This window comes from Streptomyces thermoalcalitolerans, assembly GCF_039525155.1.
Taxonomy (GTDB): domain Bacteria; phylum Actinomycetota; class Actinomycetes; order Streptomycetales; family Streptomycetaceae; genus Streptomyces; species Streptomyces thermovulgaris.
Window position 1 is genome coordinate 46,456 of the sequence record NZ_BAAAHG010000016.1, and the last position, 14,866, is coordinate 61,321.

14 protein-coding genes are annotated in these 14,866 nt (G+C 70.4%); 6 read left to right on the forward strand and 8 right to left on the reverse strand.

Annotated features, from left to right (window positions below; all coding sequences use genetic code 11):
- Positions 1-60: 60 nt before the first annotated feature.
- Positions 61-2,376, forward strand: coding sequence for an ABC transporter permease (locus ABD224_RS12365; RefSeq protein WP_344049520.1), 2,316 nt, complete (start codon positions 61-63; stop codon positions 2,374-2,376).
- 108 nt (positions 2,377-2,484) lie between these two features.
- On the opposite strand, the gene ABD224_RS12370 is transcribed toward ABD224_RS12365, so the two are convergent.
- Positions 2,485-3,489 (reverse strand): hydrogen peroxide-inducible genes activator, encoded by a 1,005-nt coding sequence (locus tag ABD224_RS12370; protein WP_344049522.1) that lies wholly within the window; start codon positions 3,487-3,489, stop codon positions 2,485-2,487.
- A 133-nt stretch (positions 3,490-3,622) separates the two neighbouring features.
- Between ABD224_RS12370 and ABD224_RS12375 the strand changes: the two genes are divergently transcribed.
- The gene (locus ABD224_RS12375; protein WP_067397298.1) at positions 3,623-4,177 is read left to right on the forward strand and encodes a peroxiredoxin; all 555 of its coding nucleotides are present in this window, start codon (positions 3,623-3,625) and stop codon (positions 4,175-4,177) included.
- A 4-nt stretch (positions 4,178-4,181) separates the two neighbouring features.
- Positions 4,182-4,715, forward strand: a complete 534-nt coding sequence (locus ABD224_RS12380; RefSeq protein ID WP_344049583.1) for an alkyl hydroperoxide reductase — start codon at positions 4,182-4,184, stop codon at positions 4,713-4,715.
- 136 nt (positions 4,716-4,851) lie between these two features.
- Here ABD224_RS12380 and ABD224_RS12385 read toward each other — a convergent pair whose 3' ends face one another.
- The 6 genes from ABD224_RS12385 to ABD224_RS12410 form a co-directional block, all read right to left on the reverse strand.
- Entirely contained in the window at positions 4,852-6,120 is a 1,269-nt protein-coding gene (locus ABD224_RS12385) for an AI-2E family transporter (RefSeq protein WP_344049523.1), read from the reverse strand.
- A gap of 163 nt (positions 6,121-6,283) precedes the next feature.
- Positions 6,284-6,982, reverse strand: a complete 699-nt coding sequence (locus ABD224_RS12390; protein WP_344049524.1) for an aggregation-promoting factor C-terminal-like domain-containing protein — start codon at positions 6,980-6,982, stop codon at positions 6,284-6,286.
- Between the two features lie 442 nt (positions 6,983-7,424).
- Positions 7,425-8,750 carry an RNA 5'-3' helicase PhoH2 gene (gene phoH2 / locus ABD224_RS12395; protein ID WP_344049525.1) on the reverse strand — a complete coding sequence of 442 codons (1,326 nt, stop codon included), beginning with the start codon at positions 8,748-8,750 and terminating at the stop codon, positions 7,425-7,427.
- A gap of 313 nt (positions 8,751-9,063) precedes the next feature.
- Positions 9,064-9,837, reverse strand: a complete 774-nt coding sequence (locus ABD224_RS12400; protein WP_344049526.1) for an isoprenyl transferase — start codon at positions 9,835-9,837, stop codon at positions 9,064-9,066.
- A 914-nt stretch (positions 9,838-10,751) separates the two neighbouring features.
- Positions 10,752-11,642, reverse strand: coding sequence for an LLM class flavin-dependent oxidoreductase (locus ABD224_RS12405; protein WP_344049527.1), 891 nt, complete (start codon positions 11,640-11,642; stop codon positions 10,752-10,754).
- A gap of 43 nt (positions 11,643-11,685) precedes the next feature.
- Positions 11,686-12,447: a prepilin peptidase gene (locus ABD224_RS12410; protein ID WP_344049528.1), complete on the reverse strand. Its 762-nt coding sequence runs from the start codon at positions 12,445-12,447 to the stop codon at positions 11,686-11,688.
- A gap of 140 nt (positions 12,448-12,587) precedes the next feature.
- On the opposite strand from ABD224_RS12410, the gene ABD224_RS12415 reads away from it, so the two are divergent.
- On the forward strand, positions 12,588-12,956 hold the full coding sequence (locus tag ABD224_RS12415; protein ID WP_344049530.1) for a DUF192 domain-containing protein: 369 nt from the start codon (positions 12,588-12,590) through the stop codon (positions 12,954-12,956).
- Between the two features lie 98 nt (positions 12,957-13,054).
- Here the strand turns inward: ABD224_RS12415 and ABD224_RS12420 are convergent, their stop codons facing one another.
- Positions 13,055-13,564: an ATP-binding protein gene (locus tag ABD224_RS12420; RefSeq protein WP_344049531.1), complete on the reverse strand. Its 510-nt coding sequence runs from the start codon at positions 13,562-13,564 to the stop codon at positions 13,055-13,057.
- A 244-nt stretch (positions 13,565-13,808) separates the two neighbouring features.
- On the opposite strand from ABD224_RS12420, the gene ABD224_RS12425 reads away from it, so the two are divergent.
- On the forward strand, positions 13,809-14,660 hold the full coding sequence (locus ABD224_RS12425; RefSeq protein WP_344049532.1) for a helix-turn-helix domain-containing protein: 852 nt from the start codon (positions 13,809-13,811) through the stop codon (positions 14,658-14,660).
- 11 nt (positions 14,661-14,671) lie between these two features.
- Entirely contained in the window at positions 14,672-14,863 is a 192-nt protein-coding gene (locus ABD224_RS12430) for a hypothetical protein (RefSeq protein WP_344049533.1), read from the forward strand.
- The last annotated feature ends 3 nt before the right edge of the window (positions 14,864-14,866 follow it).

Here is a 14,866-nt window from a genome sequence, read left to right on the forward strand (position 1 = left end):
GGGGGGCACCTCCCCGCTCGAGCGCGGTCGAGAGCTTGGGAGAGGGCCCGTGACCTGTCCATGGGCGTCGGATTCGCGTGCACGGGGGGCCGTGAGGGCTGGACGCGGATGCTGCTGACGGCGGTCGGCGTCGGTCTCGGTGCGGCCCTGCTGCTGCTGACGACCGCGGTCCCCAACGTGCTCACGGCACGGCACCAGCGGGAGGAGGCCCGTCTGGACTACACGTACTCCCAGGAAACCGTGCCGAAGGCCGACAACACCCTGGTGATCGCGGACGTCGGCACCTCGTACCACGACAAGGACATCCGCGGGCGGCTGGTGGAGCCCGAAGGGCCCCGCGCCCCGCTCGCACCGGGCCTGACGAGGTATCCGGCACCGGGCGAGATGATCGTCTCCCCCGCGCTGAAGGAACTGCTCGACTCCGAGGACGGGAAGCTGCTGCGGGAGCGGCTGCCGTACCGGGTGACCGGAACGATCGGGGAGAGCGGGCTGATCGGCCCGCGTGAACTCGCCTACTACGCGGGGGCGGAGAACCTGGCGTCCCGCATCAACGGCTGGCAGGCGGCCCGGATCACCGAGTTCGGCCGTCCGTCCCCCTCGCCCGAGCAGACGGACCCGGTGCTGCTGCTGCTCGTGATGTCCGTCTTCGTGGTGCTGCTGATGCCGGTCGCCGTGTTCATCGGCGCGGCCGTGCGGTTCGGCGGCGAGCAGCGGGACCGCAGGCTCGCCGCACTGCGGCTGGTCGGCGCCGACACCCGGATGACCCGCTGGATCGCGGCCGGCGAGGCACTCGCGGGCGCCCTGCTCGGGCTGGTCTTCGGCACGGTCTTCTTCCTGATCGGCCGCCGGCTCGCGGGCTCCGTCGAGGTGCTGGGCATCAGTGTCTTTCCCGGCTACCTCGATCCCTCGCCCGTGCTGGCGGCGCTGGTCGCGGTCGCGGTCCCGGCCACCGCGGTGCTGGTCACCCTGCTGGCGCTGCGCGGGGTGGCCATCGAGCCGCTGGGTGTGGTGCGCACGGCGAAGCCCCCGCGGCGCCGGCTGTGGTGGCGGCTGCTGCTGCCGCTGGGCGGTCTGGCGATGCTGCTTCCGATGCTCGGCCAGGGCCGCACCCACGGGACCTTCAACCAGTTCCTGGTGGTCTGCGGTGTGGCGCTGCTGCTCGTCGGCGTGACCGCGCTGCTGCCGTGGGTCGTGGAGACGGTCGTCGCCCGGCTCGGCGGGGGCGGGGTGTCCTGGCAACTGGCGGTACGACGGCTCCAGCTGAGCAGCGGTACGGCGGCACGCCTGGTGAACGGCATCGCGGTCGCGGTGGCCGGGGCGATCGCGCTGCAGATGCTCTTCGCGGGGGTGGAGAGCGACTACACCAGGCACTCCGAGAACGATCTGCGGCGGGCTCAGATGCAGGTGAACGTGCCGGAGGGCGTCGCGCTCGCCGCGGCGGCCGAGAAGCTCTCCGCCACCCGGGGCGTGCGCGAGGTCACCGCGCTGTCGGGGACGGACGCCGGTGACAGTCCCGGGAGCGACGAGCGGCTTCCGGATCCCCTGGTCCAGGTGACGATCGGCGACTGCGACTCCCTGCGCCAGGTGGCGCGCCTGCCCTCCTGCCGGGACGGCGACGTCTTCACGCTGACGGGCGCGGACCACGAACCCGCCGACGCCGACACCGCGAAGCTGGCCGAACCCGGCCGCAGGCTCTACCTCGGCGCCTCGGCCGAGGACCCGGCCCGGCAGGTCGTGTGGACCGTCCCGGCCGGTCTGAAGTCCGCCCGCTCGGTGAAGAGCCCGACGGGAGAGCGGCGCGGCGGCTTCCTGCTGACTCCGGCCGCGGTGCCCGCGGAACTCCTCTCCAGGGGCGGGGGCGCGGTCTTCCTGAAGATCGACCCGTCGGTGCCGGACGCTCCCGAGCACGTGCGCAACACCGCCGCGCGGGTGGATCCGTTGACGGTCACGACGCTGTGGGTGTCCAGCGAACGGACGAGGCAGTTCGCCTCCCTGCGCACCGGTCTGTTCATCGGCTCGATCTGTGTGCTGCTGCTGATCGGGGCGAGCCTGCTGGTGTCACAGCTGGAGCAGCTGCGGGAGCGGAAGAAGCTGCTGGCGGCGCTGGTGGCCTTCGGCACCCGGCGGCGCACACTGAGCCTGTCGGTGCTGTGGCAGACGGCGGTCCCGGTCGCGCTGGGCCTGCTGCTGGCCTCGGCGGTGGGCCTCACCCTGGGCGCGGTGCTGCTGGGGATGACGGACACACCGGTGGCCGTGGACTGGTGGAACGTCCTGGCCATGGCCGGCATCGGCGCCGGTGTCGTCCTCGCCGTCACCCTGCTCAGTCTGCCGCCTCTGCTGCGTCTGATGCGCCCGGACGGACTGCGCACCGAGTGACACCCGGGAGCGGGTCCCGCCCTGGGGCCCGCTCGTCTCACCCCCGTGCTCCGGCGAAGCCCCCCTCGCCCTCACTCCACTGTCACTGCGGCAGAACCCGTCCCACCCTCACTGCGCCGGAGCCTGTCGCCGTTGCTCCGGTGGGACGACGTGCCCTCGCCGCCAGTCCCGGTCGTCCTCGTCCAGCACCCGCACCGGCAGGGACCGCAGGTCCTCGCGTAGGGCGGCGGCGAGTTCCCGGTACTCGGCGGCACGGGCCGCGCCCGTGCGCATGGCCAGGGCTATGCGGCGGGCGGGGGCGGGATCGGCGAAGTAGCCGGTGAGGAGCCGGTTGCTGCGGGAGATCTCGAGCCGGAGGGCGGTGCGGGGCAGCAGGGTGCAGCCGAGGCCGCCGGCGACGAGCTGGACGAGGGTGGACAGCCCGGCGGCGGTCGTCGTCACCGGCGCGTTCTCGCGGCCGGCCTCGCGGCAGATCTCGAGGGCCTGGTCGCGCAGGCAGTGGCCCTCGTCGAGGAGCAGCAGATTCAGCTCCTTCAGGGCCTCGCGCGGTATGTCCTTCTGGTCGCCGAGCGGGTGGCCGAGCGGTGTGACCAGGACGAAGTCCTCGTCGAAGAGGGGCAGTTCGACGACGCCGGGCACACCGAGCGGCACGGCGAGCAGCAGCAGGTCGAGCCGGCCGTCGGTCAGCCCCTCCAGCAGGTTCGCGGTCTGCTCCTCGTGGACCTGGAGGTCGAGGGCGGGATAGCGGTCGTGGACCAGACGCAGAACGGTGGGCAGCAGGTAGGGCGCGACGGTGGGGATGACACCGAGACGCAGGACGCCGGTGAAGGGCGCGCGGACGGCCTCCGCCTCCTCCAGCAGGGCGTTGACCTCCCCGAGGACGGCCTTGGCCCGTATGAGGAGACGCTCACCCGCCGGAGAGAGCAGCACCTTGCGTGTCGTACGCTCCACCAGAGTGACACCAAGTGTCTCCTCCAGGGCGGAGACGGCTCCGGAGAGGGCCGGCTGGCTCATGCCCATCGCCGCGGCGGCCTCCCGGAAGTGCAGGTGCTCGGCGACGGCGGCGAAGGCACGCAGCTGGGACAGGCTGGGCTGCCTGCGCGAACGGCTCATCGATAGCTACCTCCGATCAACCCGACCGAGTGTAGCTATTTCCGTAATCAATGCACCGTGTGCCAACATCAACATCGTCCAACCCCTGGGAAACACAGGCAGAGCCTGTGTTTCTGCGCTGCAAGGAGATCGTGTGCTCACCGTCGGTGACAAGTTCCCCGAGTTCGAACTGACCGCCTGCGTCTCGCTGGAGAAGGGCAAGGAGTTCGAGAAGATCAACCACAAGACCTACGAGGGCAAGTGGAAAGTGATCTTCGCGTGGCCCAAGGACTTCACCTTCATCTGTCCGACCGAGATCGCCGCCTTCGGCAAGCTGAACGACGAGTTCGCCGACCGTGACGCCCAGATCCTCGGCTTCTCCGGTGACTCGGAGTACGTCCACCACGCCTGGCGCAAGAACCACGAGGACCTGCGCGACCTGCCGTTCCCGATGATGGCCGACCCCAAGCACGAGCTGATGCGGGCTCTGGGCATCGAGGACGAGGAGGGCTTCGCCCAGCGCGCGGTCTTCATCGTGGACCCGAACAACGAGATCCAGTTCACCATGGTGACGGCGGGTTCGGTCGGCCGTAACCCGAAGGAGGTCCTGCGGGTCCTGGACGCCCTGCAGACCGACGAGCTGTGCCCGTGCAACTGGAACAAGGGCGACGAGACGCTGGACCCGGTCGCCCTGCTGGCGGGTGAGTGACACCGTGTCCCTGGACTCCCTGAAGTCCGCCCTTCCGGACTACGCGAAGGATCTGAAGCTCAACCTGGGCTCGGTCATAGGCAACAGCGACCTGCCCGCGCAGCAGCTGTGGGGCACGGTGCTGGCGACGGCGATCGCCTCGCGCTCGCCGATCGTGCTGCGGGAGCTGGAGCCGGAGGCGAAGGCCAACCTGTCGCCGGAGGCGTACACGGCGGCGAAGGCCGCCGCCGCGGTGATGGCGATGAACAACGTCTTCTACCGGACGCGCCACCTCCTCTCCGACAAGGAGTACGGCACCCTGCGCGCCGGTCTGCGGATGAACGTCATCGGCAACCCCGGAGTCGACAAGGTCGACTTCGAGCTGTGGTCCTTCGCGGTCTCCGCCGTCAACGGCTGCGGCATGTGCCTCGACTCCCACGAGCAGGTGCTGCGCAAGGCCGGTGTCGAGCGTGAGACCATCCAGGAGGCCTTCAAGATCGCCGCGGTGATCCAGGCCGTCGCGACGACCCTGGACGCGGAGGCGGCACTCTCCGAGTGACTCCGGGTGACCCCGAGTGACGCGGAGCGGCGCCGCGCAACGCTCACCGCGTACAACGCCGAAACCCCGTTCGCCCTCAAGGGTGAACGGGGTTTCGCGTTCTCCTGCCGGGTGTCCGCCGGTGTCCGCCGGCTCGTCACGGCGGGGTGGGCGTGTCCGTCGCGGCGGCCTGACGCCGGGCCTGCTCCCGCGCGTACGCCCGCAGATAGACGACCACCGTATTGGTCACCGCGACCAGCGGCACCGCGACCACCGCCCCGCCGATCCCCGCGACCAGCCCGCCCGAGGCCACCGCCAGCACCACCGCCAGCGGATGCACCCGGACCGCACGCCCGAGGATGAACGGCTGCAGCACATGTCCCTCGATCTGCTGCACCGCCAGCACCACCAGCAGCACCATCACCCCGGTGAAGACGCCCTGCGTCACCAGCGCGACGACCACGGCCAGCGCTCCGGACACCACCGCACCCACCAGGGGGATGAAGGCGAACAGGAAGATGAACACGGCCAGCGGCACGGCCAGCGGCACATTGAGGAAGTAGAGGCCCAGCCCGATGAAGATCGCGTCGATCAGGGCCACGAGCACCGTGCCCCGCACATACGCCGTCAGCGTCCGCCACGCCCGCGGCCCGGCCCCGGCCACTCCCGGCCGTGCCGCCGCCGGCACCAGCCTCAGCGTCCACTCCCAGATCCGCCGGCCGTCGTAGAGCAGGAACAGCGTGGAGAAGATGGCCAGCAGGATCCCGGTCAGTGCCTCCACGACCACGGTCACGCCCTGCAGACCGGCCGACGTTATCTGCTCGGTGTTGGCCCCGACGGCCTCGCGCAGGTTCTTGGCGATCTGGTTGATCTGCTTGTCGGTGACGTGGAAGGGGCTGCTCAGCAGCCACTTGCGCAGCTGATCGATGCCGTCCTGGATCTGTTTGGAGAGCGTGTCGATGTTCTCCATGACCTGCCAGGTCACGAACCACCCGATCAGCCCCATGATGACGAAGCCGAGGATCGCGGTGAGCGCGGTGGCCGGTCCGCGCGGCAGCCCGTAGCCCCTCAGGCGCGCCACCGTCGGCTGCAGCAGCGCGGTGATGAGCAGTGCGGCCACGAACGCGAGCACCACCAGCCGGACGGCGCTGATGATCTGCATCAGCACCCAGACCGTGCCCGCGAGCACCAGCACCCGCCAGCCGACCTCCGCCGCCACCCGTACGCCCCAGGGCACGGCCTGCGCGGGATCGGGCCGGGCCTGGACGACGGTCACATGCTCCGGCAGAGGCTGGACGTCCGTGCCCGGCTCCGGTTCGGTCCCGGCCCGCTCCTTCTCCACCTCGGCGCGGCGCTGCTCCCACCGCTCACCCATCCGGGTCAGTCCGGCACCGAGCCGGCCGATCCACCGTGGCACTCGCGACATGATCGGTCCTCTTCCCCCGTCTTTGCACACCACTCCACTGCCTGGAGCCGTTCAGTCCGACCGTACAGCGCACAGCCCCTTCCTTTAAGACAGGAAGGGGCTGTGCGGGGGTTGAGAGCGGCGGCCGATCCGGCCCGGGTCCGGCCGGCCGGACCCGTCCGGCTCAGTACCAGTGGTTGGCCTGCCAGAACGACCACGCGCCACAGGGGCTGCCGTAGCGCTCGTTCATGTAGTTGAGGCCCCACTTGATCTGGGTGGCCGGGTTGGTGCGCCAGTCGGCACCCGCGGAGGCCATCTTGGAGCCGGGCAGCGCCTGGACGAGGCCGTACGCGCCGGAGGAGGGGTTGGTCGCCTGGTAGTTCCAGCTGGACTCGTGATTCACGATGTTGCTGAAGCACTGGAACTGGCCGGCGGGCACGATCGAGCGCGCGATGGCCTGGACCTCGGCCACGGTGTACGAGCTCTTGACCGCGAAGCTGACGGCCTCACGGGCCGCGCTACGGCTGGCCGCCGCCTCCCGCTCGGCACGCTCCTTGGCTTCCTTGGCCGCCTTCTCGGCTTCCGCCTTCTTGGCGATCGCCGTCCGGGCCGCCTCCTTGCGTGCGGCCTCCTCCGCCTCCTTCTTGGCGCTGACGTCCGCCGCGATGGCCTGTGCGTCGGCCTGCTGCTCGAGCGAGACGGTCTGCACCTGGGCCTGCTGCCCCACGGGTATGTCCGCGAGAAGCGTCGTCACGTCGGCTGCCGTCGCCTCGGCGTCGTTGTTCTGCGCGACGCTGCTCGAGGCAACACCGACGACACTTCCGACGGCGGTGACCGCGGTGGCGGAGGCCACTGCGAATCCCCGAACCGAGATCCGGCTCACACGGTTTCCTTCCAGCATCGCCCGCTGAGGTGACCCTGGCGGACGCGATCGTGCCCCTGTCACTGGCCTCCCAACTGAGGGGTCACGGAAGGCGCTGGCCCGGCGGGCAACTCCCGCGGGGGGAGCGCCGCGTGGTGCTCGGGCGGCATACGACAGCGCTATGGAGTTGAAACGGTATGTCCGCCGTGCCTCCCCCAGGCCCAGCGCCCGGGAGGCGCCCCCAGGGGGTACGGCTGTGTCGTATGCGGGGCCTGACAGGAGTGAGACTTTGCCGTAACACAACGGCTCATGGCAATTCTGAGTTGCGTGTGAAAGCTCACACCCCGTTCGTCCCAGGAGTTTTCCCGGATCACCCACATGCGAAGGCGCCGCCCGGCTAAGCTCAGGGCTTTGCCGGACGGCGCCAACTCCCCTCTTTCCGCCCGTGAGTGGGCAAATTCGATCAGATGTGCCCGTCCTCCAGCATTTCGGTCACAAGGGCCGCGATCCGGGACCTCTCGGACCGGGTCAGCGTCACATGCGCGAAGAGCGGATGCCCCTTCAGCCTCTCCACCACGGCGACGACACCGTCGTAGCGGCCGACCCGCAGATTGTCCCTCTGTGCCACGTCATGGGTGAGAACGACCCGGGAATTGGCGCCGATGCGGGACAGGACGGTCAGCAGCACATTCCGTTCGAGTGACTGCGCCTCATCGACGATCACGAACGCGTCGTGCAGCGACCGGCCGCGGATGTGGGTGAGCGGCAGCACCTCCAGCATCCCGCGTGCGGTGACCTCCTCGATGACCTCGCGGGACGTGACCGCCGACAGCGTGTCGAAGACCGCCTGCGCCCAGGGGCCCATCTTCTCCGCCTCGGTGCCGGGCAGATAGCCGAGCTCCTGCCCGCCGACCGCGTACAGCGGACGGAAGACCATGACCTTCTGGTGCTGACGGCGCTCCAGGACCGCCTCCAGGCCCGCGCACAGGGCCAGCGCCGACTTGCCGGTGCCGGCCCGGCCGCCCATCGACACGATCCCGATGTCCGGGTCGAGCAGCAGGTCCAGGGCGATCCGCTGCTCCGCGCTGCGCCCCTTGATGCCGAACGCCTCCCGGTCGCCGCGCACCAAGCGGACGTTGCCCTCGGGGGTGACGCGCCCCAGCGCCTTGCCGCGCTCGGACTGGATCCTCAGACCGGTGTGCACGGGCAGGTCGGCCGCCTCGGGGACGTAGAGGTGTCCCTCCTCGAAGAGAATGTCCACCTGTTCACCCGAAAGGGTGAGTTCGGACATGCCGGTCCAGCCGGAGGCGTCCGTGATGGCGAGCTCCGCGCGGTACTCCTCGGCCAGCAGGCCGACGGAGGACGCCTTGATGCGCAGCGGCAGGTCCTTCGAGACGACGGTGACGTCGTACCCCTCGGCCTGCAGATTGCGGGCGACCGCGAGGATGCGGGAGTCGTTGTCCTCCAGGCGGTAGCCGGTGGGCAGCACATTGGGGTCCGAGTGGTTGAGCTCGACCCGGATCGTCCCGCCGAGGTCCCCGATCGGTATGGGCGCGTCGAGGCGGCCGTACCGCACCCGGTAGTCGTCGAGCAGGCGCAGGGCCTGCCGGGCGAAGTAGCCGAGTTCGGGATGGTGCCGCTTGGCCTCCAGTTCCGTGACCACGACGATGGGGAGCACGACCTCGTGCTCGTCGAAGCGGGTCAGGGCGTTCGGGTCCGCCAGCAGGACGCTGGTGTCGAGGACGTAGGTGCGCCGGTCCGGCTTATGGCGCTTTGTGCTGGTCACCACGGAAGGACGTACCCCCTCGGATGAGGTCGGGGAGCGACGAGGTGGAGCTGGGCCGGTCGACGGCCCCCGCACACGGCGGGCCGTGAACCGGCCCTCAGCTTCGTCTTCCGTGCTCTGACCACACGGTCGGGCTGGTGCAAAGGGCCTCCCGGGCGGACGGCGTCGGGCCGTCCGCTGAGATCCGACACCCGTGGTTCGGGTGTCGACCTGTCTGACTTATGCCCTCGAACACGCGCCGCCATGCAAATGCACGGAACGACGCACGAATGGACTCCGGAAGACAGGCGTCTCGCAGGCGGGAGGCGTACGTCCGTCAGACGCCGTAGCGGCGGTGGCGGGCCGCGTAGTCGCGCAGCGCACGCAGGAAGTCGACCTTGCGGAAGGCCGGCCAGTAGGCCTCGCAGAAGTAGTACTCCGAATGCGCCGTCTGCCAGAGCATGAAGCCGGACAGCCGCTGCTCGCCGCTGGTGCGGATCACCAGGTCCGGGTCGGGCTGGGCCTTGGTGTAGAGGTGGCGGCCGATCATGTCGATGTCGACGGACTCGGCCAGCTCCTCCATGGAGACGCCCTTCGCGTGGGCTTCCAGGAGCATGGAGCGCACCGCGTCGGCGATCTCCTGCCGGCCGCCGTAGCCGATGGCGACGTTGACGACTATTCCGTCGACGTGGGCGGTGGCCTCCTCGGCCTCCTTGAGAGCGGCCTGCATACCCGGCGGCAGCAGGTCCATGGTGCCGACGTGGTGCAGGCGCCAGCGCCCGTCGGCGGCCAGCGAGCGGACGACGTCCTCGATGATGCCGAGGAGCGGGACCAGCTCCTCCTGGGGGCGGTCGAGGTTGTCCGTGGAGAGCAGCCAGAGGGTGACGACCTCGACGTCCGTCTCGGCGCACCAGCCGAGGAACTCCTCGATCTTGTCCGCTCCGGCCCGGTGCCCCTGGGCGGTGGTGGAACCCGCGGCCCTCGCCCAGCGCCGGTTGCCGTCCATGATGACGCCGATGTGCTTGGGCACCTTGGCGGGGTCCAGGCGGCCCTCCACCCGGCGCGCGTACAGCCTGACCAGCAGGCCGCGCAGCTTGTCGCGCAGGTTCACGTCTACGTCAACCCCTCCGTACGGCGGTCCCAGGGGGCGAAGCCTACCGCTGGGAAACCCGGCGTCCCCCAACAGGGCACTGGTCCGCACACTGCCGCACACCTCGCCGCATCGCACCGCCCGGACGCACCACCGTCCGGGCGCATCGGAGGTGCCCCTCCGCCGCCCAAAAGAAACGGGCCGGTCCGTGGGGGGGAGACGGACCGGCCCGAGGGGGGGTTTCCACCATAACCCTTTGTGAGTGATGCTGCGTGCATCGGCGCACCACAACTACTCTCCGGAGTCGCCCGGCGACGCCTCGGCAAGGCTGGAAGCCCTTGTTCCGCGTCCGACCATGGCCGGATCCCGGCGGAATCCCAGGAAAAACGGCCGGGAGACGACACGAACCGGAGGGTTCGGGCCATTCAGGGCCACTCGGCGCGCCACTCTTCGCTTCCCTCTCATGGGCGACCCGGTCGCGAACGTCCGCTTGACGCCGCCGACAGCCGGGCAAGGCGCCTCTCACCGCGGCCAACAGGGATGCGGCACCGCGCGACCCCCTCCGCCACGCGGTGCCACCCGCGCGGCTTTGCTCGCGCGAATTCCCTTGGTCTGTACTTTACGTGGGGCGATCAGGTGAATCGAGTGGCTGGGGGTAACAATGTGGACAACATGTGCGCGCCGCATCGGACAGCGCCACCGTCCTCCCTGTTCACCACCCCTTCCGCGCCCCGAAAAGATGGCGCATACCGTGCGCTGCGCACGGCCCCCGCGCCGCGATCCGTTCCGTGCGACGCCCGCAACCGGGACGCACACGCCCCGACGGCGAGGCCGCGGGACACGGAGCACGGGCCGCACGGGTCACGGAGCGCGGGAAGCGGTCATCGGTCGTCCTCGGGTCACTGGTCGTCCTCGGGTCACCGGTCGCCCTTGGGTCACCGGTCGCCCTTGAGGCGCGGCCGCACCTCCTGCGCCGCGAAGCGCACGAAGCCCTCGGGGTCCGGCTCGTCCCCGGTCGGCTGGAGGACCACCGTGTCGGCGCCGGCGTCGGCGAGGGCCTGAACCGCCCGGGCGACGGCAGAGGCGTCCCCGGCGACACCGAGGTCCGGGACACCGGCCTGTCCCTCGGCCTCCAGCTCCGCGCGCAGACGGGCCTCGGCACCGGGCCCGGTGGCGGCGAGCAGATAGACGACGACACGGTGCGGCTCGTGGTCGCGCCCCGCCGCCTTGCGCCCTTCGTCGACGAGCCGGCGGGCACGTCGTACGCCCTCCACAGGGGTGGACGCCGTGAGGATCGTGCCGTCGGCCGTCTCGCCGGACAGACGCAGAGTGCGGGGGCCGGTGGCGCCGGCGAGGACAGGGGCCGGTACGGCGCCGTCCGGCGGCCAGTCCAGGGCCACGTCGTCCAGCCGGACGTACCGCCCCTGGGTGGTGACCCGCTCGCCGCGCAGCAGGGCGCGCAGGGCGGTGAGGTATTCGCGCAGCAGGGTCAGCGGGGACTCGGCCCGCGCGCCGACCTGCCCCATCCAGTCCTGGACGCCGTGTCCGACGCCGAGGAGCGCACGTCCCGGGAACATGCGGTGCAGGGTGGCGGCCTCCATGGCGGTGAGGGCGACGTTGCGCAACGGCACGGGCAGCAGCCCGACCCCGATCCGCACCCGTTCGGTCCAGGCGAGCGCGGCCGCCGCCGTGGAGATCCCGCCCTCGCGGAAGCAGTCCTCCCACAGCCACAGCTCCTCGAGGCCGGTCTCGTCGGCGAGACGGGCGACCGAACGCAGCCGCTCGGGAGGCAACTGGGGACGGAAGACGACACCGAGTTCAGTCACACGCGCTTCCTCCCCACCTGCCCCTCCTCTCACACCCCGTCTTCTACGCCCCCGTCTCCTGCACCCCCGCGAGCGCGCCCAGCAGCAGCCCGGTGAACGCCCCGCCGAGCATGAACGGGCCCAGCGGAATCGCCGACCCGCGGCCCGCGCGGCGCAGCACCACCAGGCCCAGCCCGTAGACGGCCCCGTACAGCAGCCCGGCGAAGGCGCCCACGACGAGGACGGACCAGCCGTACCAGCCGAGGGCCGCCCCCAGCGCGAGCGCCAGTTTGACGTCGCCGAAGCCCATGCCGGACGGGTTGACGAGAAAGAGGACGAAGTACGCGGCCCCGAGGACGAGCCCGCCGAGCAACGCCGTCGGCCAGAAGCCGGCGGCGCCGGGCAGGAGGGCGGCGAGCCCCAGCAGGACGGCCGTCGCGGCGGCGAGCGGCAGCGTCAGCACGTCCGGCAGCCGGTGCACCCGGTGGTCGACGAGCGCGAGCAGGACGCCGACCGGCGCGGCGAGCAGCCAGACGACGGCTTCCGGACGGGGTCCGGTGGCGGCGGCGAGCGCGGCGCAGACCAGCGCGGTCACCGTGACGACGACCGGCGTGCTCGGCCCGTACGGCCCGCACCCGGCCGGTACGGCCGTGCACCGGGCCGGGCCGACCCACCCCCCGAACGCCCCCGCGATGGGGTGTCCCCCGGGACACTGCGCCTTCCACGCCTCCCCCGCGTCGACCGAGAACCGGTGGGCGGCTCGGGGCAGCAGCAGCCCGGCCCCCGCGCCCCACAGGGCGGCCACGACGGTCAGCAGTACACGCACGCCAGGACCCTAGTCCCGGCGCATCCGGCGGGACATGAGCCCGTGGACCCCATGCGGGTCCTACTGCCCCACGGCTACGGTCGGCTGACAGGGCATACGGCTCGGTGGGACACGGTTCGGCAGAAGGGGGACGGCCCGGCATGGGACGGCGCTGGCGTGACGGGCGGGGCAGGCTGATCGTGCACGGCTCGACCCCGGTGACCGTCCCCCTGGAGGTGGCGACCTCCTACCGCGCCCGCACCAAGGGCCTGCTGGGCCGCGACTCGGTCGAGGGCGCGCTCCTGCTGTCTCCCGCCGGGAGCATCCACACCTTCCGCATGCGCTTCCCCATCGACGTCGCCTACCTCGACCGCCGCCTCCGCGTCCTCACCGTCGTCACCATGCCCCCGGGCCGCCTGGGCCTGCCCCGCCTCCGCTCCCGGCACGTCCTGGAGTCGGCGGCGGGCACGATGGCGGGGTGGGGGCTGCGAGCGGGGGTGCGGGTGGAGGTAGAGGCGGAGGCGGAGTAGCGGCTGGGGGGATGAGTGGCGGATTTGGGCCACATAGGCACTCTCCGACAGGTCTTCTGGTCGGCCCCGTTGGCCCGAACCCGCCGCTTCTCTGCTTTCTACTTCCGTTGATCACCCACGAGGTAGGTGCGGGTGCCCTCCCTCGGCAGCACCGCCCATGTACGCGTGCCGCCGCCCGGCTCCCGGGCGTCGCCGAAGCCCCAGTCGCCTCCACAGGCCCGGACCACGCAGGCCGGCAGGCGCAGGATCGAGCGGCGGCGAGCGTCGCAGGCAGCGGCGAGGTGGGGGTGGGTGTGGCGCGGGTGCGCGTCGTAGAGGACCACCCGGAGGGCGTCCTCCCGGTAGCGAAGACGCACGTACACCTCCGAAGACGTGGAGAAACGGCAGGCACAAGCCGCGAGTTCGCTCGCCACCTGCACGGCCGCGTCGGTCATGTCGTCGAGCCCGTGTGCGTACAGGACCGTGCGGAGCGCCGAGCGGACGATCGCGGGCGTGCGCGGGTCGGCGGGGAGAGTGAGGCTGTAGGCGAGGGTCTCGGGGGTGGGAGGTACGGGGGACCGGTCCATGAAGGTGTGGGGCAGGCAGGCCGAGGCCAAGGCGACGGGCATGGCAACTCCCTTGGATGCACGGGGTGGTTTGTCTCTCCGCGCGCACGGTGGCCTGTCACCCGGGCCTGGCTCGACATGGGCGATGCACTTCCGTCCGGTAGGCGGAGGGTCGTAGTCGACCTGTCACAGACGGTAGAGGAGCGCGGTGGCTATTTGCCACTTATTCATCGAAAGTGCCACTAACGTGTGGACCTGAAGGACGTCCAGGGGGCAGACTGCCGCTGCGACCACTGGAGGAAGTGACATGCCGCCAAGGGCAACGCCCACAGAACGCCAGAAGCGACTGGGCGCAGAATTACGGAAGATGCGCCTGGCAGCAGAGGTATCCACGGACTACGCCGCAGGACTGCTCGGTCTCGACAGGACGAAGATCTCCAACATCGAGTCAGGAGTCCGGGCCATCACACCGGAACGCCTGCGCACCCTCGCCTGCAACTATGACTGCCGCGACCAGGCCTACATCGATGCCCTGGCTGATATGGCCGGTGATCGCAAACGCGGCTGGTGGGACACGTACCGGGGCCAACTCCCCGCCGGGCTGCTCGACATCGCGGAACTGGAGTGGCACGCCACCAGGGTGCGCGCCGGCCTGGCCATGCATGTACCGGGTCTGCTCCAGACCGATGCCTACGCCCGTGCCCTGTTCGCGGCAGCGTTACCGCCGCTGTCACGGATGGAGATCGAGCTACGAGTGGCCCATCGCATGCAGCGCCAGCAGGTTCTGCACCGAGAGAATCCCATCACCTACGTCGGCTACGTACACGAGGCCGCCTTGCGCGTCGAGTTCGGCGGGCCCAAGGTGATGCGAGGGCAACTCGACCATCTGTGCGCCTTGTCCGAACGGGAGAACATCGATGTACGCGTCATCCCCTTCAAGGCCGGGGCGTTCCCTGGAGCCGGCCAATCAGTGATCTACGCCGAAGGGCCGGTGCCCCAACTCGACACCGTGGAGCTTGACTCGGCTCACGGTCCTGTATTTCTGCACGGACAGTCCCAACTGGACAAGTACCGATCACACTTGGACTGGATGGAAGCAGCCTCACTGTCCTCAGCCGAATCACGCGCGTTCATGGCCGATATCGCCAGACACCTCTGAGGAGCACGACGATGAGTCACATCACTTGGGAAGCCCCCTTCTGCGCCGAGGGCGCCAACTGCTTCCGCATAGGAACCGACACCGAGGGCAACGCCTACATCGCCGTCACCGGACAGGAGGACCGCCCCCTGACCGACAGCCGCGAAGCCCTCCGCGCCCTCATCCTGGAGATCAAGGCAGGAAAAGCCGACCACCTCCTGTAGACC